The organism is Burkholderia sp. LFS061 (genome assembly GCF_047978125.1).
GTDB classification, from domain to species: Bacteria; Pseudomonadota; Gammaproteobacteria; order Burkholderiales; family Burkholderiaceae; genus Burkholderia; species Burkholderia pyrrocinia_C.
On record NZ_JBFPFS010000033.1, the window covers coordinates 1 to 15,736 of the forward strand.

At 69.9% G+C, this 15,736-nt stretch carries 16 protein-coding genes and 1 pseudogene; 3 read left to right on the forward strand and 14 right to left on the reverse strand.

Translation table 11 applies throughout. The features are described 5' to 3' along the window. From sctQ to ACNQQL_RS25040, 3 genes are all read left to right on the forward strand, one after another. A partial coding sequence (gene sctQ / locus ACNQQL_RS25030) for a type III secretion system cytoplasmic ring protein SctQ (RefSeq protein WP_347066440.1) occupies window positions 1–732 on the forward strand: 732 nt, incomplete at its 5' end. A 3-nt stretch (window positions 733–735) separates the two neighbouring features. Next, window positions 736–1,410, forward strand: coding sequence for a type III secretion system export apparatus subunit SctR (gene sctR / locus ACNQQL_RS25035; protein WP_034180501.1), 675 nt, complete (start codon window positions 736–738; stop codon window positions 1,408–1,410). Beyond that, window positions 1,407–2,201 (forward strand): lytic transglycosylase domain-containing protein, encoded by a 795-nt coding sequence (locus ACNQQL_RS25040; RefSeq protein ID WP_347066443.1) that lies wholly within the window; start codon window positions 1,407–1,409, stop codon window positions 2,199–2,201. Before sctR ends, ACNQQL_RS25040 begins: the two co-directional genes overlap by 4 nt. Window positions 2,202–2,255: 54 nt before the next feature. On the opposite strand, the gene asnB is transcribed toward ACNQQL_RS25040, so the two are convergent. The 14 genes and pseudogenes from asnB to ACNQQL_RS25110 all read right to left on the reverse strand — a co-directional run bounded on the left by asnB (window position 2,256) and on the right by ACNQQL_RS25110 (window position 15,733). Beyond that, complete coding sequence (gene asnB, locus ACNQQL_RS25045; RefSeq protein WP_347066445.1) at window positions 2,256–4,223, reverse strand: asparagine synthase (glutamine-hydrolyzing); 1,968 nt, start codon at window positions 4,221–4,223, stop codon at window positions 2,256–2,258. Between the two features lie 269 nt (window positions 4,224–4,492). Next, window positions 4,493–5,524: an EscU/YscU/HrcU family type III secretion system export apparatus switch protein gene (locus ACNQQL_RS25050; protein ID WP_347066447.1), complete on the reverse strand. Its 1,032-nt coding sequence runs from the start codon at window positions 5,522–5,524 to the stop codon at window positions 4,493–4,495. 18 nt (window positions 5,525–5,542) lie between these two features. Further along, window positions 5,543–6,352: a type III secretion system export apparatus subunit SctT gene (sctT, locus tag ACNQQL_RS25055; protein WP_034180505.1), complete on the reverse strand. Its 810-nt coding sequence runs from the start codon at window positions 6,350–6,352 to the stop codon at window positions 5,543–5,545. After that, window positions 6,346–7,056, reverse strand: coding sequence for a hypothetical protein (locus ACNQQL_RS25060; RefSeq protein WP_347066450.1), 711 nt, complete (start codon window positions 7,054–7,056; stop codon window positions 6,346–6,348). Before ACNQQL_RS25060 ends, sctT begins: the two co-directional genes overlap by 7 nt. Continuing rightward, the gene (gene sctN / locus ACNQQL_RS25065; protein WP_347066453.1) at window positions 7,049–8,431 is read right to left on the reverse strand and encodes a type III secretion system ATPase SctN; all 1,383 of its coding nucleotides are present in this window, start codon (window positions 8,429–8,431) and stop codon (window positions 7,049–7,051) included. Before sctN ends, ACNQQL_RS25060 begins: the two co-directional genes overlap by 8 nt. Beyond that, window positions 8,428–9,057 carry a type III secretion system stator protein SctL gene (gene sctL / locus ACNQQL_RS25070; protein WP_347066455.1) on the reverse strand — a complete coding sequence of 210 codons (630 nt, stop codon included), beginning with the start codon at window positions 9,055–9,057 and terminating at the stop codon, window positions 8,428–8,430. Before sctL ends, sctN begins: the two co-directional genes overlap by 4 nt. Next, window positions 9,039–9,785: a SctK family type III secretion system sorting platform protein gene (locus tag ACNQQL_RS25075; protein ID WP_347066457.1), complete on the reverse strand. Its 747-nt coding sequence runs from the start codon at window positions 9,783–9,785 to the stop codon at window positions 9,039–9,041. Before ACNQQL_RS25075 ends, sctL begins: the two co-directional genes overlap by 19 nt. Continuing rightward, entirely contained in the window at window positions 9,782–10,663 is an 882-nt protein-coding gene (gene sctJ, locus ACNQQL_RS25080) for a type III secretion system inner membrane ring lipoprotein SctJ (protein WP_347066460.1), read from the reverse strand. The genes ACNQQL_RS25075 and sctJ overlap by 4 nt, the downstream gene beginning before the upstream one ends. A gap of 52 nt (window positions 10,664–10,715) precedes the next feature. Then, window positions 10,716–11,189, reverse strand: a complete 474-nt coding sequence (locus tag ACNQQL_RS25085; RefSeq protein ID WP_034180983.1) for a hypothetical protein — start codon at window positions 11,187–11,189, stop codon at window positions 10,716–10,718. 148 nt (window positions 11,190–11,337) lie between these two features. Beyond that, window positions 11,338–11,550, reverse strand: a complete 213-nt coding sequence (locus ACNQQL_RS25090; protein ID WP_034180511.1) for a hypothetical protein — start codon at window positions 11,548–11,550, stop codon at window positions 11,338–11,340. Window positions 11,551–11,691: 141 nt separating this feature from the next. Beyond that, window positions 11,692–13,050: a type III secretion system inner membrane ring subunit SctD gene (gene sctD, locus ACNQQL_RS25095; protein ID WP_347066463.1), complete on the reverse strand. Its 1,359-nt coding sequence runs from the start codon at window positions 13,048–13,050 to the stop codon at window positions 11,692–11,694. After that, window positions 13,031–14,458 (reverse strand): annotated as a pseudogene (sctC, locus tag ACNQQL_RS25100) (type III secretion system outer membrane ring subunit SctC); the annotation flags it as partial. The pseudogene sctC and the gene sctD, both read right to left, overlap by 20 nt. Before the next feature lie 15 nt (window positions 14,459–14,473). Beyond that, window positions 14,474–15,082 (reverse strand): acyl-homoserine-lactone synthase, encoded by a 609-nt coding sequence (locus tag ACNQQL_RS25105; protein WP_126225651.1) that lies wholly within the window; start codon window positions 15,080–15,082, stop codon window positions 14,474–14,476. A gap of 207 nt (window positions 15,083–15,289) precedes the next feature. Further along, window positions 15,290–15,733 (reverse strand): DUF4902 domain-containing protein, encoded by a 444-nt coding sequence (locus tag ACNQQL_RS25110; RefSeq protein WP_006762267.1) that lies wholly within the window; start codon window positions 15,731–15,733, stop codon window positions 15,290–15,292. Window positions 15,734–15,736: the final 3 nt, after the last annotated feature.

Below are 15,736 nucleotides of genomic sequence, written 5' to 3' on the forward strand. Positions count from 1 at the left end.
ACGCGGCAGCGCGTGGAACTGCTGCCGCCGCCCGCGAGCGCGCCCGCCTGGCGCGCATCGCCGGCCGCGCTGCGCTTCGAGCTGCGGCGCGCCGACGGCGCATGGCGCTGCCACGGCGCACTGCAGTTCGACGCGCCCGATGCGCTGGCCGTGTTCTTCGCGGCCGCGCCGGCCGCACTCGCCGACACCCGCGCGGCCTATGCGAACCTGCCCGTGCCGCTCGTGTTCGAGATCGGCCGCACCGAGCTGACGACGGCCGAACTGGCCGATGTCGTCGGCGGCGACATCATCGCGATCGAGCGCTGGCAGGCGCACGAGCAGAACCTGCTGTGCGTCGCGCGGCTGCCGGCCGCGCCGGCATGGGAGATCATCGGACGGCCGTCGGGCAACCGGCTGACCGTCGAACGAATCAGGGAGATGCCTTTGGAACCGACCCGCACCGACACCACGCCCGCGACGGCGCACGACGCGCCGCCCGCCGATGCGCCGCGCACGCTCGACGGCCTCGCGGTCGACCTGCGCTTCGAGCTGCCGCCCACGTCGATGCCGCTCGGCGAATTGAGCGCGCTGCAGCCGGGCGCCGTGATCGAGTTGCAGCAGGGAATCAACCAGAGCGTGATCCATCTGGTCGCGAACGGGATGCTGATCGGCACCGGCCACCTGATCGCGGTCGGCCAGAAACTCGGCGTGCGCGTCGTCACGCTGACGCAACCCGTGCCGCGCGAGCGCTGAGCGATGGGCAACCTGCCGAATCCGGTCGCGCTGATCGCGGTGATCGCCGCGCTCGGCATCGCGCCGTTCGCGGCGCTGATGGTGACGAGCTATACGAAGCTCGTGGTCGTGCTCGGCCTCTTGCGCTCCGCGCTCGGGATCCAGCAGGTGCCGCCGAACCTCGTGCTGAACGGCATCGCGCTGATCCTGTCGCTGTTCATCATGGCGCCCGTCGGGATGTCGATCCGCGACGCGCTGCAAGCGCGCCACTTCGACGCATCGGGGCAGCTGTCGACTGCCGACGTCGGCGCGCTCGCCGATGCCGCGCTGCCGCCGATCAAGGATTTCCTCGTATCGCATACGCGGCAGCGCGACCGCGAATTCTTCGTGCGCACCGCGACGTCGGTCTGGCCGAAGAACCGCGCGGACGGCATCAAGGACGACGACCTGCTCGTGCTGGTGCCGAGCTTCACGCTCGCCGAACTGACGAAGGCATTCCAGATCGGTTTCGTGATCTATATCGTGTTCATCGTCGTCGACCTGCTGGTCGCGAACATCCTGCTCGCGCTCGGGATGCAGATGATCTCGCCGACGACGATCTCGGTGCCGTTCAAGCTGCTGCTGTTCGTCGCGCTCGACGGCTGGTCGCTGCTCGTGCACGGGCTCGTGCTGTCATACCGCGTGGCGGGCGCGGGATGAATGCGCGCGGCCTGCGAACCGCCGCCGCGCACCTGTGCGCGCTGGTCGGGCTGCTCGTGCTCGCATGCGCCGGAATGCAGCCGCACATCGCGCATGCGGCCAGCGGCGCGGGCTTCGCGCAACTCGCTCGCGCGTGTGCGCCGAACGTCGATCCCGACACGCTCGCCGCGCTCGTGCGCACCGAGTCGGGCTTCAATCCGTATGCGATCGGCGTGGTCGGCGGCCACCTGGCGCGCCAGCCCGCGTCGCTCGACGAGGCGCGCGCGACCGCGCGCGAGCTTGCGTCGCGCGGCTTCAGCTACAGCGTCGGCCTCGCGCAGGTGAACGAACGAAATTTCGCGAAATACGGGCTCGACGAAGCGACGATGTTCGAGCCGTGCCGCAACCTGCGGGCCGGCGGCGCGATCCTGACCGAATGCTTCGCGCGCTCGTCGGGCACCGGCCGCGCCGCGCAGGCCGCATTGCGCGCGGCACTGTCGTGCTACTACAGCGGCAACTTCACGACCGGCTTCTCGAGCGGCTACGTGAGCCGCGTCGTCGCGAGCGCGCAGCGCAACGCGCGCGAAGGCGGCGTCGAACCGATTCCGGTCGTGAGCGACACGCCGCCGCCCGAGCGCCGCCGGCGTATGGACGCGGCCGCCACCACGCCGCCCGAACACGCGCGGCGGCTGGCGTCGCCTGCCGCGTCCGCCGATGCGCCTTCGTGTCACGCGCGCCCGGTGGTGATGATGTGCCGCGGGCTGCCGGCGAACCAGGCGAAGCGGCTGTGCGTGCGGTGTCTCGACCAGTGAACGGGTGCGGCGCGGGCGTACGCGCCGACCGTCGCCGGCAAGTCGAACGCCGCGTCACCCGGCCCGCTGCGCCTCCAGCCACGCCTGGAACATCAGCACCGTCCACAACTGATGCTGCCAGTTCATCCGGCCCGTCTGATGCTGCCGCCACAGACGCTCGACCGCGGCCGCATCGAAGAAACCCTCTTCGCGCAACCGCGACGGCCGCAGCAACGCCTCGGCCCAGTCGCGCAGCGAGCCGCGCAGCCAGTGATCGACGGGCGCGCAGAAGCCCTGCTTCGGCCGGTCGATCAGCGCCGACGGCACGTACTGGTCGAGCAGCCGGCGCAGCAGCGCCTTCGACTGCCCTTCCGGCAAACGCACCGACGCCGGCACACGCCATGCGAATTCGACGACGTGATGGTCGAGGAACGGCATGCGCGTCTCGAGGCTCACGGCCATCGCCGCGCGGTCGACCTTCGCGAGAATGTCGGTCGGCAAATACGTGAGCGTATCGATCGCCATCGCCTGCTCGGCGAAGCTCAGGTGCGCGGGCCACGCGGACACCGTGTCGAGCGGCGTCGGCGGCTCCTGTCCCGACAGCGCGATGCGCTCGGGATGATGCACCGACGACATCAGCAGCCGGTACAGGCCGATGCGGCTCTCGGCCGTCATCACATGGCCGAGCTTGTGCAGGCGGTCGCCGATGCGCGACGCCGATTCGCGCGCCTCCACGCCGCCCCATGCGCCCTGCGCGACGGCCGCGAGCTGGTCCGCGTGATCGGGCCGCAGCGCATGCAGCGCGGCGGCGATCCGCGCGCGCACGGCGGCCGGCACGCGATGCAGCTTGCGCCACAGGCGCGGCGTCAGGAAGTAGCGCGTATAGCCGCCGAACAGCTCGTCGCCGCCGTCGCCGGACAGGCTCACCTTCACATGCCGGCGCGTCAGCTCCGACACGAGAAAGGTCGGGATCTGCGATGCATCGGCGAACGGCTCGTCGTAGATCGACGGCAGCTTCGGCACGACGCCGAGCGCATGGTCGGCCGTCACGTAAAGCTCGGTATGCCGCGTGCCGAGATGGCGCGCGACGGCCTTCGCGTAACCGGCTTCGTCGTAGCCGGCTTCATGAAAGCCGATCGTAAACGTGTCGACCGGCGTCGCCGATTGCGCCTGCATCAGCGCGACGATCGCCGACGAATCGACGCCGCCCGACAGGAACGCGCCGAGCGGCACGTCGGCTTCCATCTGCCGCGCGACGGCCTGGCGCAGGATCGCGTCGAGCTGGCCGACGGCCTCGTCGGCACTGCCCTCGAACGGCTGCTCGCGGCCGCTCTCGATCGCCTGTTCGAGCGTCCAGTACGCGCGCACGCGCGGCGTGTCGCGCGCATGCTCGAACTGGATGTACGTGCCGGGCGGCAGCTTGCTGATGCCGCGATAGATCGTGTACGGCGCGGGCACGCTCGACTGGCGCAGATACAGGCACAGTGCGTCGCGGTCGACCGTGCCGTCGAAGCCCGGATAGCCGCGCAGCGCCTTCAGCTCCGACGCGAACACGAGCGCGTCGCCGATCCGGCCGTAGTAGAGCGGCTTCTCGCCGATCCGGTCGCGCGCGAGCGTCAGCACCCGCGATGCGCGATTCCACAGCGCGAACGCGAACATGCCGGTCGCGCGCCGCAGCGTCGCCTCGACGCCCCACGCGACGATCGCCGCGATCAGCACCTCGCTGTCGGAGTGGCCGCGCCACGCCGGTGCGCGACCCGCGCGCTCGAGCTCCGCGCGCAGTTCGCGATGGTTGTAGATTTCGCCGTTGAAGACCATGACGTAGCGGCCGCACGCGGACGCCATCGGCTGTCGGCCATGTACCGACAGGTCGACGATCGCAAGCCGCCGGTGGCCGAGGGCGATGCCGGCTTCCGGATCGACCCAGATGCCCTGCCCGTCCGGCCCGCGATGCGCGAGGCTCGCCGTCATTCGCGCGAGCGTGCCGCGCGCTGTCTCCTCATCGCAGGCGACGCTATTCAAAAAGCCGTCGATTCCGCACATTCGATTTGTCTGCCCCTGTTGACCTGTTCCGTCACGCGTGGCGCAACCTCGCGGCCCGCCGTCAGGCGTGACGGTCGAGCCATCTTACGAAGAAATAATTCAGCAATAATTCACAGATGAATTCCGGCCGCGACCGGAAAAAAAACGGCGTCAAGCGCCGCGCGCGCATGACCGCGCAAAGGGCCATATCGAAATGGAACGGATGGCCGTGCAGGCCCGCTGTCCTGACTAAAGGGGACGGCATGGGGATATGCCCGCCGCGGTGTGCGTCAGACAGCGCCGGTCGCCCATTTCAGCAACTGCGCGACCTCGCGGAAATGCTGCTGCTGGATCGTGCCGTTCTCGGGTGTCGTCTCGTACAGCGCCTGCGCGAGCCCGACGTTCGCAAGCGTCGGGCGCAGCGCGTCGCGCGCGAGCCGCACGATCCGCTCGGCTGCCTCGCCTTCGCCGCGCGCGAGCACCCACGGCAGCGTGCCGATCCCGCCGTAATAGAGCGCGACCGCGACGCGCGGCGAATAGACGACCACCGACGCGAAACCGATCCGGTCCGGCAGCGACGCGAACTGCGCTTCGCGCGCGAGCTGCCGGCGCTTCGCCTCGATGTGCGGGTCGCCCTCGTCCTCCTTGTGCTCGCGTCGCACTTCGTCGATCGACATCTTCATCTTCTGGTTGAACTCGTGACGCTGATGCACGATGTCGATCAGCGCCATCACGATGTAGATCAGCGCGGCCCAGCCGAACAGCAGCATCAGCAGCTTCACGATCAGCGCGAGGATCGACATCGGCCGCGTGAAACCCGACTGCACCGACGGGTCGAGCGACTCGACGATCAGCCAGCCGAGCGTCGCGGCGAGCAGCACCGTCTTCAGCAGCATCTTCGCGAGATTGACGAGGTTGCGCATCGACCACAGGTTCTTCAGCCCCTCGGCCGGATTGAGCCGCGACAGTTGCGGCATGAGGCGGCTCCACGCCATCACGCCGCCGACCTGCACGAAGCCCGCGAGCAGCCCGGCCAGCAGCCCGGCCGCGACGATCTGCGCGGACAGCGTCGCCCAGTCGCGCGCGGCGCCGTCGATCAGCACCGCGATCCGTGCGGACGGGTCGGCCGCGCCGACCGCGTCGAACACGAGCCGGAACAGCGACTGCAACCGCGCGAACAGCGCGCCGATTCCGACCGCGAGCGCGACGCATACGCCGACGAAGAACGCCGACGAAATCGTTTCCGCGCTCTTCGGCACATCGCCTTTCTCGCGCGCCTCGCGCAGGCGCTTCGCGGTCGGCTTCTGGTCCTTTTCGGCCATGTCGGCTCCGTCGCGCGCTCAGGCGCCGCCGTGCGCGGCGAACAGCGCGCGCAGCAGCGCCATCAGCCCGCTGTCGGGGCTCAGCAGCGAATGCAGCGCCGCGTACACCACCGGCAGGAACAGCACCATCATCAGCAGCGCGAGCGCGCTCTTCAGCGGCTGCGAGAACACGAAGATGTTGAGCTGCGGCACCGCGCGCCCGACGAGGCCGATGCCGAGCTCGACGAGCACCAGCACGATCGTCACCGGCGCGGCGAGCTTCACCATCCATTCGAAGATCGTGTCGGTCTGCCGCACGATGAAGGTTTGCAGCATCGACGAGAAATCGGGGCCGAGCGAGCCGATCGGCCACCACGCATACGACTGCGCGAACAGTTGCACCAGCACCTGCAGGCCGCCGGCCGTGACGAACAGCGCGATCGCGACGAAGTTGAGAAAGCCCGACGTCGGGCCGCCCTCGTGGCCGCCCATCGGATCGAAGAACGCAGCGCTGCCGCTGCCCGTCTGGAAGTCGATCAGGTAGCCGACGCCCTGGATCGCGAACAGCACCGCGCTGAACGCGCCCGCGAGCAGCATGCCGACCACCGCCTCCTTCGCGACGAGCAGGCACCACATCAGGAACGGCAGCGCAGCCACCTGCGCGGAGTCGATCGCCGGCGCGACGAACGCGGCGATCACGACGGCGATCCCGTTGCGCACGAGCCCCGTGATGATCTGCTCGTTGAACACCGGCACGACGAACATGATCGGCAACAGGCGCGGCATCACGTAGAGCAGCGGCCGCAGCGTACCCGCGACGTCGTTGAAACCCGCGGCCTGGTCTAGCATCGGCGCTCCGCGGCGGCGGGCGGCTCGGGGTCGTCGGCCGGGGCGGCCGGGGTGGTTGAGGCGGTTGAAGCGGCTGCGTCGCTCATGTCGCTCGCGTCGACCGAGCCGGCTTCCGCAGCGGCCGGCCGGGCGGCCATCTCCGCGTCGAACGCGGCGGCCGCTTCCGGCTGCGCGGCCGCGTGGCCGGCCAGGTCGCCCGCCGCGCCTGACCATACCCCGGCCGTCGCGAAGCGCCGCACCGCGTAGCCGTCCGCGACTTCGTCGGCATCGCGCTCGACCCGCGCGGCGCGCGCGTGCAGCGCCTTCTCGCCGGCCTTGTCGAGCTTGTCCTCGGCGGCCTTCGCCTTGCGCGCGGCGCGCTGCAGGTCGGCGAGCGTCGCCTCGTGGCCGCGATACACGTGCGCGGCCTCGCTCACCGACGCGTTCGCGGTACCGATGTGCCGGTCGAACGTGCGCGTGTCGGCCGCCGCGTTCTGCAGCGCCCGCGCCTCGCGCACGTCGTCGGCGAGCCGCGTCTGGATCGCGGCCTTCGCGGCGACCTGCTGCGCGAGCTGCGCATGCGCGGCCTCGAGCGCGCGGCGGCTCTGCGCGGCGATGCCCTGCTGACGCGCGGCCGCGACGCGCGCGATCTGGCTGCGCATCTCGCGCACGCGCTTCAGGCGCGCGAGCGTGGCGAGCACGAGGCGGTCGTCGGCTTCAGACATGATCGTTCGCCAGCTTCGTCAGCTTCGCGAGCAGCGCGTCGAAATGCACGTCCTCATGCGACGCCTGCGCGCAGAACGCACCGATCGCGTCGCGCGCGCGCAGCGCGAGATCGCCGAGCCGGTCGCTGCCTTCGCGATACTCCCCGATCTGCACGAGCAGCTCGATCTCCTGGTACTTCGCGATCAGCTCGCGCACGCGCGCGGCCGCATGCTGGTGCACGCGGCTCGCGACGAGCGGCATCACGCGCGACAGGCTCGCGAGCACGTCGATCGCCGGATAGCGGTTCGCGAGCGCGATCTTGCGCGACAGCACGATATGGCCGTCGAGGATCGAGCGCACTTCCTCGGCGATCGGGTCCGATTCCTCGTCGCCTTCGACAAGCACCGTGTAGAGCGCGGTGATCGATCCGTTCGCGCCCTGCCCCGCGCGTTCGAGCAGGCGCGGCAGCACCGCGAACGTCGACGGCGGGAAGCTGCGCCGCGTCGGCGGCTCGCCGCTCGCGAGGCCGACCTCGCGCTGCGCGCGCGCGAAGCGCGTCAGCGAATCGACCAGCAGCAGCACGCGCTTGCCCGCATCGCGGAAGTGCTCGGCAATCGCGGTGGCGACGAGCGCGGACTTCACGCGCTCCATCGCAGGACGATCGGACGTCGACACGACGACGATCGAACGCGCGCGCACCTCGGGCGACAGGCTGTGCTCGATGAATTCGCGCACCTCGCGGCCGCGTTCGCCGACCAGCGCGATCACGTTCACGTCGGCCTGCGCGCCGCGCGCGATCATCCCGAGCAGCGTGCTCTTGCCGACGCCCGACGGCGCGAAGATGCCGACGCGCTGCCCGACGCCGAGCGTCATCAGCCCATCGATCACGCGCACCCCGGTCGGAAACGGCGTGTCGATCATCTGGCGCGCGAGCGGGTTCGGCGGGTCCTGCTGCGTCGACACCCACGCGGCACCCGTCACCGGCCCGCGATCGTCGAGCGGCCGGCCGAGCCCGTCGAGCACGCGGCCGAACAGCCCTTCGCCCACCGGAAACACATGCTCGCGCCCGGACGGCACGACGGTCGTCTCCGGCGACAGCCCGGCCACGTCGCCGAGCGGCGTGAGCAGCGTCGTCTGCCGCGAAAAGCCGACCACTTCGGCGAGCAGCGTCGGCTGGTTCGGCGTGCGAAGTTCACAGATCTCGCCGAGCCGCGCGCGGATGCCCGTCGCGTTCAGGATTTGCCCGACCGCGTGATTGACGCGGCCCTGCACCGATACCGGCGAGAAAAACGCGAGCCCCGCGTCGAGTTCGCCGACGAGGCGGCCGCGATCGAACGGCGCGCCGTCGTCGTCGTCGCTGCCGAACGGCTGCGTATCGTCGAGCGGCACGTTCATCGCGCGGCGCCCTTCAGCGCATCGCGGCGGATCGCCTGGCGCAGCGCGTCGATCTGCAGGTCGAGGCTCGCGTCGATGCGTCCGGACGGCGTCTCGACCGTGCACGCATGGCGTTCGAGCTGCGTATCCTCGACGATGCGGATCTTCTGCCGGTTCGATTGCCCCGCGAATGCACCGTCGAGCGCGTCGCGCATTTCGTCCTTGCGACCGGGCGCGACATGCACGACCAGGAACGCCTCGTCGCGCACGAGCGGCGCGATCCGCGCCAGCGCGGCCTCGTACAGCTTCTGCGTGCTCATCTCGCCGACGATCGCGCGCACGGCCTTCACGACGATGTCGGCCATCGCGTCCTTCATCGTCTCCATCGTGCGCGCGGCGGCAAGCGCCTGCGTGTAGGCCTGCGCGGCCTGCTCGCGCTGCGCGCGGCGCATCCCTTCGTCGTAGCCGGCCGCCTGCCGCTTGTCGAATTCGCGCTGCGCGTCGGCGACGATGCGCGCGGCCTCGTCGTGCGCGGTCGCGATCACCGCGGACGCGTCGAGCAGCGCCGCGTATTCGCGCTCCTTGAGCACCTTGCGCTCCGACAGCAGTTGCAGGTTGTCGCTCGTGATCAGAAAAGCCAGTCCCATGACGCAAGCCTCTCGGGAATCAGAAACAGGAACATCAGTTCGCCGAACTGGTCGCGCTGCGTGCGGTTCAGCCAGTACGGCGCTTCGTCGTCGATCGCGCGGTTGAACTTCAGGCGCGCGCGCCGCGCAACCGCGTCGCCCGCCACGCCGATGAAATCCGCGAGCAGCCGTCCGCCGCGTGCGCGGATCACGACGGGCAGCGCGGCGGGATCCGCGCGCCACGGTTCGAGCGTGTCGGCGAGCGCGCCGAATTCCGGCGCGCGTTCGAGCGCAAGTTCCAGTGCGTCGCCGCCGAGCCGGGCCGCGACTTCCGCGCGGATGCGCCGCACGGTCAGCGCATCGCGCAGCCAGTTGCGATGCAGCAGCAGCCCCGCATACGACGCCAGTTGCTCGAGCGCCGCGCCGGGCAGCAGCGCGAGCCGCGCGCACGGGTTCGCGACGTCGAAGTCGTGCCGATCGGCCACGCCGTGCGCGTCGAGCAGGTGCCGCGCGAGCAGCTTGCGGCCGGCCGTGCCGAACGCGTCCGGCGAGCGGTAGCGCGCGGGCCAGTCGGCCGGCACGCGCGTCACGTGCAGATAACGATCGGGCCGCAGGTTGAAGTCGCAGACGAGCGCATGAAACGCGGCACGGCGCGCGGCGGGCGGCGGCGCGAGCGGCTGCAGCCACGGCAGCGGCGCCGTGTCGGACAGGGCGGCCGCGTCACCCGGTGGTGCATGCGAATCGCTCATGCGCCGTCGCGCGCGCCATCCGGCGTGCGCAGACCGCCGCCGGCCGGCTGCACGGACGCGCCGCCATTGGCCCCGCGCGGCGCGCCGAGCAGGCCGGCAAGCCGTGCGCCGAACATTCCGCGCCGCGCCGCCGACAGCGCGATCACCGCGCAGGTCAGCAGGATCAGCGCGAACACGAGCCAGCCGAGCGGCGAGCGCAGCCGCACGATATCGGTCACCGCGCTGCCGATCCCGTCCACGCGCGTTGCTTGCGCGGCGGCCGGCTGCAGGAACAGCGACACGTTGTCGTACTGCAGCCCTTCGATGCTGTGCGCGACGAGATCCTTGACCATAGGCGCCATCGCGCGCAGATCGACGCCCGACCGGTAGCGGATATACACGGCCGCCGACGACGGCTTGATCTTGTCCGCGAGCGGATCGTTCTCCGGAATCACGACCTGCACGCGCGCGACGACCACGCCCTCGATGTCCTGCAGCGTGCGCGACAGGTCCTGCGACACGCCGTACAGATAGCGCACGCGTTCCTCGGCCGGCGTCGACACGAGGCCCTGCTTCTGGAACAGCTCGCCGAGGCTCGCATAACTCGGCTTCGGCAGCCCGTTCGCCTGCAATACCGTGAGCGCCGACTGCATGTCGCCGTCCGCTACGCTGACCAGCCATGCGTTGCGGTCCGACGTGTCGCGCGCGTCGTTGTCCTTCGACGCGCTGATGCCCGCGTCGCCGAGCACCGCGACCATCTGGTTCGCATCGCGCTCCGACAGGCCCGAGTACAGCTCCTTCTGGCACCCGGCCAACAGCACGAGCAGCCCCGCGAGCAGCGCGCGCGCCGCCCGGCTGCGCCACGCATGCGCGCGCGGCGTCGAATCGATCGTCGTCATCGTTTGTCCGCTTCAGGGTGCGTGAGGCCGAATCCGGCCTGCACGCACGCTTTCACTCCTGCGTCTTCAGCACCGTGTGCGTGAAGCCGTTCGCCGCCTGCGCGACCGACAGGCTCAACTGGTACTCCGAAATCGTGGTGGTCGCCGTCCACTGGAAATCCATCGCCTTCACCATCGTCATCATCGGATCGCTGCGGCTGTCCGCCATCGACGTCAGCATTTCGCTGCGATGCTTGTCGATGTTCGCGTACCGCGTATCGAGATCGTTGCCGTAGGTGCGCAACCGCTCGACGAGCGACGACTGGTTCGCCTGCGCGGGCGTCATCTGCACGGCCGGCGCCGCATCAGCCGGCGCGCGCGACATCGCGACGCCCGACGAAGACGACGCGGCCGGCGACGCACCCGGCTGCATCAGCGCATCGAACTGGCGCACCTGCGCCGGATCGGACGCCGAGCCCGTTTGCTGCACGGCACCCGCGAGCGCGGCCGCGCCCGGCGGCGCCGCGCCTACGCCTGTCACTGACATATCCATGCCCTCCTTGGCTGGCAGGCGCCGGACCGGATCGGTCGGGCCCGCCCGGAACAGGCCGGCCGGCACGCGCGCATCAGCGGCCGGGCACCCTTCGCGGGCAGACCCGGCGCGTGTCGGCACGCGGCGCGGCCGGCGACCGGCGTCATGCGCGGCCGGCCGAGCTCAGGTGTTGCGCAACCTGGGCGTTCGCCGTCCCCTCCTGCGCGGTCACTGCGTTGCTGGTTTCGAACGTCGCAGTCGACTGCTGGACCTGGAAGTTGATCTTCGTCAGTTCGAGCTGCGTCTTGGTCAGGTCGTCGGCCTGCTGCTGGACCTGGTTCGTGTTGGTTGCACCACCTGCGGCCTGGGTACCCATGTTTCGCTCCTTAACGTGAAGTTCATTCACCTTCCGGCGGCGGCCCCATGCCCCGCCGGCGACGTGAGCCGCCGCACCGATGCGACGCCCCGCGTAATGCGCGCACCGCCTGTCGAGCGATGCGCATGACCTGTCGCAGCGCTAGTGCGCCGCCTCCTTCGTCGAAGCACCGGCCGACTTGGCACCCGCTTGCGGTACGTCCGGCAACAGCGTCGGCCCCGGCACCGGCTGCGCGACTCCAGCCGCCGCACCGCTCGCGAGCGGCGCCACGAGCGGCGCGGGTGCCTGCTCGGGCGCGTTCGCCGACGCACCGCCGAGCGGCATCGTGATGCGCTGGCCGTTGCGTTCGAACACGACTTCGTCCGCGCCGATCGACACGACGGTCGGCCCGTCCTTCAGCCGCGCGCCCTCGAAATAGCGGCTGCCGTCGACCGTCTCGATATAGCGCTGGTCGCCGTCGCCGGCGAACACGGTCGTGATCTCCGGAATGCCGGCCATCCCGCCGAGCGTCGTCGTCGTGTGCGGCGCGGCCGGATCGGCATCGCGCACGTGATCGACCACTTCGAGCGCCGGGCGCGCGTCCTTCATGTAGTTGCGGATGCGCGGCTCGATCTGCGCGCGCGCGGCCACGCCCGTCAGCTCGATCCGGCCGCGGCCGAGATACGCGACCGTCAGCGCCGTATCGCTGAAATAGGTCTGCGCGGTCGCCACCAGATCGCTGACCACGTAGATGTTGCCGAGCGCCGCGTTGTCGACGCCCGCGACGATCTGCGCGACGCGTTCGCGCGCGGCCGGGTCGCTCACGTAGCCGGACACGATCACGCCGTCGTCGCGCGGCGCGACGGCCAGCTCCGGATACGCGTGCAGCAGTTGCTGCAGCCGGTGCGTGCGCGCGAGCACCGATTCGTGCTGCCAAGGCAGGCGCCCCGACCACGCGACGAAGCCGTAGCCGAGCGCGCCGAGCAGCACGCCGATCCACAGCGCGACCAGCGCGATCACCAGCCGCCGGCTGCCGAGGCGGCGCAGCCCGCCGGTAAGCCAGCCGAGCCACGCGGCCTCGCGCGCGGCGTCCGGCGCGTCGGTTTCGTCGGGCACCGCGACGCTCGCCTGCGCGTGCCGCGCGATGCCGAGCCGGATCGAGCCGACCGTCACGACGTCGTGCGGCGTCATCGAGCGGCGGCCGCTGCCGAGCGGTTCGTCGTTGAACAGCACCGGCGCACCGGCGTCGCCGCCGTGGTTCTGCACGGTCACCGCGAGCGCGCCGACCTGCAGGCACACCTGTTTCGCGCCGATCTCGCGATCGGGCAGGATCACTTCGCAATCGGCCGCGGTGCCGACCCAGTTCGCGCCGCGCGCGAGCGACATCGTGCGGCCGTACATCGGCCCGCTCAGGAAGCACAGGTTCCACGGCGACGCGAGCGCGGCCGCGCCTGCCCCCGCGCCTCCCGCGCCGCCGGGCAATGCGCCGTCGCCGTGCGGATCAATGATGGTCGTCGACATGAGGGGTGGCTCCTGCGGTCGTCGCCGCCGGCTGCGACGCCGCGTCTTTCGGCGGCGGCGGCAGTGCGGGCGGGCCGAACTTCGTGCCGGGCAGCGGCTTCGGCGTCAGCGGCACCGCGACGTCGTTGTCCGGCGGCCGATACATCGACATGCCTTCCTGATTCGCCGGCCCGTCGGCGCCCGGGTTCACGGGCGAGCCGTCCGGCGCGTACATCGACGCGGTCGTCACCACGCGCGGCGTCAGCAGGTAGAACCGCTCCATGTGGTTGCCCGACTTGTCGGTGTACTTGAACAGGTTGCCGATCAGCGGGATGTCGGACAGCCAGGGCACGCCGCTCTTGTTCAGCTTCACCTCGTCGTCGTTGAAACCGGCGATCAGCAGGCTCTTGCCTTCGTCGATCATCGACTTGGTGACGATATTGCGCTGCTGGATCACCGGAATGTTCGACACGGCCTGCCCCTGCACGACGTTGCCGTCCTGGATGTCGATCGACATCATCACGCTCTGCGGATTGCCGGATACGGCGGCCGCGTTGCGGATCGCCTCGTCGACGATCATCGGCGTCACCTTGATGCTCGTGCCGGTCGTCACGCTGTACAGCGACGAATCCTGGTAGCCCTGCACCTGCACGTAGAACTGCGTGAGGTTCTCGAGGATCGCCTCGGTGTTGTCGAGCGCGAGCACCTTCGGTTTCGAACGCAACTGCGCCTGCCCCTTCTGCGCGAGCGCGTTCACGCGCGTGAGCAGGTAGTTGCGCAGCGAGCCGCCGATCGATGCGGTCAGCGCGATACCCGTCGGCAGGAAGGTGCCCGTCTGCCCGGTTTCCGACGTGCCGACGCCGAACGTCAGCGGCGGATTGCCGGAGCCGTTGTACTGCGTGTTGCCGTTCAGCGGATTCGCGCCGTTGCCGATCTGCACGTCGCCGTGCGTCGTGTGCAGGCGCCAGTCGATCCCGAGGCTATCGAGCGAATCCTCGTTGATGTCGATGATCGTCACGTTGATCTCGACGATGCGCGGCCGCTCGTCGAGCTGGTTGATCAGCGACTGGTAGCGATACATGTTCTCCGGCAGGTCGCGCACGATCACCGCGTTGATCGCCGGATCGGCGACGATCTGCGGCAGCGTGTCGCCGCCGCCGCCGTTCGAGAACGGCGAGAACCCGCCGGTCGCGCTGCCGTCGCCGGAATAGCCGCCCGAACGCGGGCCGCCGGAGATATCGGGGAAATCGAGGCGCGGCACCGCGATCGTCAGCCCCGAGCCGAGCTTGACCTGGCGCGCGGCCTGCCCGAGCGACGTGCTCGACGGCAGTGCGTTCGTGCCGCCGCCCTTGCCGAACAGCCGGCTCAGAATCGTCGCGACGCCCGGCACGGTCACTTCCTTGCCCGAGCGGTTGATCGTGAAATCCGAAACGGGCGTTCCGGCTCAGGCGGCGATGGCTTGCCGGGCGGCCCGTCCCGGCTCGATTCCAAGTGCAGCAAACGTTTGCGGATCGATGTCGATCCAGCACGCGACAACCAGACGACCGTCCACCTGCTTCGGCGGCCCTGCCCGGTGCGCGTGCACGCCGATCCGGCGGAACAGCCGCTCCATGCTCGCGAACGTCACGCCGATCAGCTGCCGCGCGCCCAGCTGCGCCGCGCATTCGACGACCGCGGCGAGCATCGGGCGGACGGCCCACTCGGCATTGCCCGGACCGCCTTCGTCGCCGGTCGCCGCGAACCGCGACAGCTCCCAGACGGCAGCCGATTGCGGCAGCGGGACGCCTTCGGCGACCAGGTCGGCGAACAGCGACTTCAGCAGATACGGGCGGGTGGTCGGCAACAGGCGCGCACATCCGCACACGTCGCCGCCGGCGTTTCTCGCGAACACGTAGACGGTATCGTCGCGATCGAACTGATCGCGCTCGAAACTCTCGTTCGCCGACGGAAGCGCCCAACCGAGCTGTTCGACGAATACACGACGCCGATAGCGCCCTAAATCCGCTGCAAGTTCGTGCGGCAACCGCCCTTCCTCGTGAACGAAGGTTCGCATGGGTGTCCTCGGATTGATCTTTGTATGCACGCATTACAGCGCGCGTCCCGAGGAGGCGGTAACTGGTAACTCTTACAGGTAGACGTGCGCCGACGCGATTCGACCGGTGGTAACGGTTTCTTGATCGGCGGGATTGAAATACGGGCGGCTTTTGCTTATAAAGAGCGCCAGTCTTGAGGAAATGTCAGAGGAAAGCGTGGCAGATTGTCACTGGAGCGTGGGACCGGCATGATAGGTGTCATTGCGGCCGAGCAGCGCCGATGCGACGGCGGCGGGCCAGTCGATGCCAGCGAGCCGCGCGACGAGCGCGGCGGCGGTGCGGAACATGCCGAGGTCGGCGCCGTTGGCGTCCACGGCCATGATGTTGCTGCGGACGTCGCCGCCCGCGATCACGAACGTGCCCGTTGCACGTTCGAGATACCAGTCCCAGCCGACCGTCAGGTATGCGACGCCGGCACTGGCCGGGCGGTGCCATTCGGTATAGCCGGCCAGGCGCGCGTCGATGGCGCTGTCGCGCAGTTCCGCGAGCAGCGATGCATCGAGGTCGCTGGCGACATGGTCGAGCGCGAGCGCGGCCAGTGCGTTTTCGGACAGCCGTACGTAGCCGTCCGGAGACGGGCCGCGGACCGGGTGCAACAAAGGTGAAGTCATGCG

Bases quoted from the DNA above. Each gene is read 5' to 3' on its own strand.
- sctR (WP_034180501.1), top strand. From the start codon at position 736: ATGGGCAACCTGCCGAATCCGGTCGCGCTGATCGCGGTGATCGCCGCG.
- ACNQQL_RS25040 (WP_347066443.1), top strand. From the start codon at position 1,407: ATGAATGCGCGCGGCCTGCGAACCGCCGCCGCGCACCTGTGCGCGCTG.
- asnB (WP_347066445.1), bottom strand. From the start codon at position 4,223: ATGTGCGGAATCGACGGCTTTTTGAATAGCGTCGCCTGCGATGAGGAG.
- ACNQQL_RS25050 (WP_347066447.1), bottom strand. From the start codon at position 5,524: ATGGCCGAAAAGGACCAGAAGCCGACCGCGAAGCGCCTGCGCGAGGCG.
- sctT (WP_034180505.1), bottom strand. From the start codon at position 6,352: ATGCTAGACCAGGCCGCGGGTTTCAACGACGTCGCGGGTACGCTGCGG.
- ACNQQL_RS25060 (WP_347066450.1), bottom strand. From the start codon at position 7,056: ATGTCTGAAGCCGACGACCGCCTCGTGCTCGCCACGCTCGCGCGCCTG.
- sctN (WP_347066453.1), bottom strand. From the start codon at position 8,431: ATGAACGTGCCGCTCGACGATACGCAGCCGTTCGGCAGCGACGACGAC.
- sctL (WP_347066455.1), bottom strand. From the start codon at position 9,057: ATGGGACTGGCTTTTCTGATCACGAGCGACAACCTGCAACTGCTGTCG.
- ACNQQL_RS25075 (WP_347066457.1), bottom strand. From the start codon at position 9,785: ATGAGCGATTCGCATGCACCACCGGGTGACGCGGCCGCCCTGTCCGAC.
- sctJ (WP_347066460.1), bottom strand. From the start codon at position 10,663: ATGACGACGATCGATTCGACGCCGCGCGCGCATGCGTGGCGCAGCCGG.
- ACNQQL_RS25085 (WP_034180983.1), bottom strand. From the start codon at position 11,189: ATGTCAGTGACAGGCGTAGGCGCGGCGCCGCCGGGCGCGGCCGCGCTC.
- ACNQQL_RS25090 (WP_034180511.1), bottom strand. From the start codon at position 11,550: ATGGGTACCCAGGCCGCAGGTGGTGCAACCAACACGAACCAGGTCCAG.
- sctD (WP_347066463.1), bottom strand. From the start codon at position 13,050: ATGTCGACGACCATCATTGATCCGCACGGCGACGGCGCATTGCCCGGC.
- ACNQQL_RS25105 (WP_126225651.1), bottom strand. From the start codon at position 15,082: ATGCGAACCTTCGTTCACGAGGAAGGGCGGTTGCCGCACGAACTTGCA.
- ACNQQL_RS25110 (WP_006762267.1), bottom strand. From the start codon at position 15,733: ATGACTTCACCTTTGTTGCACCCGGTCCGCGGCCCGTCTCCGGACGGC.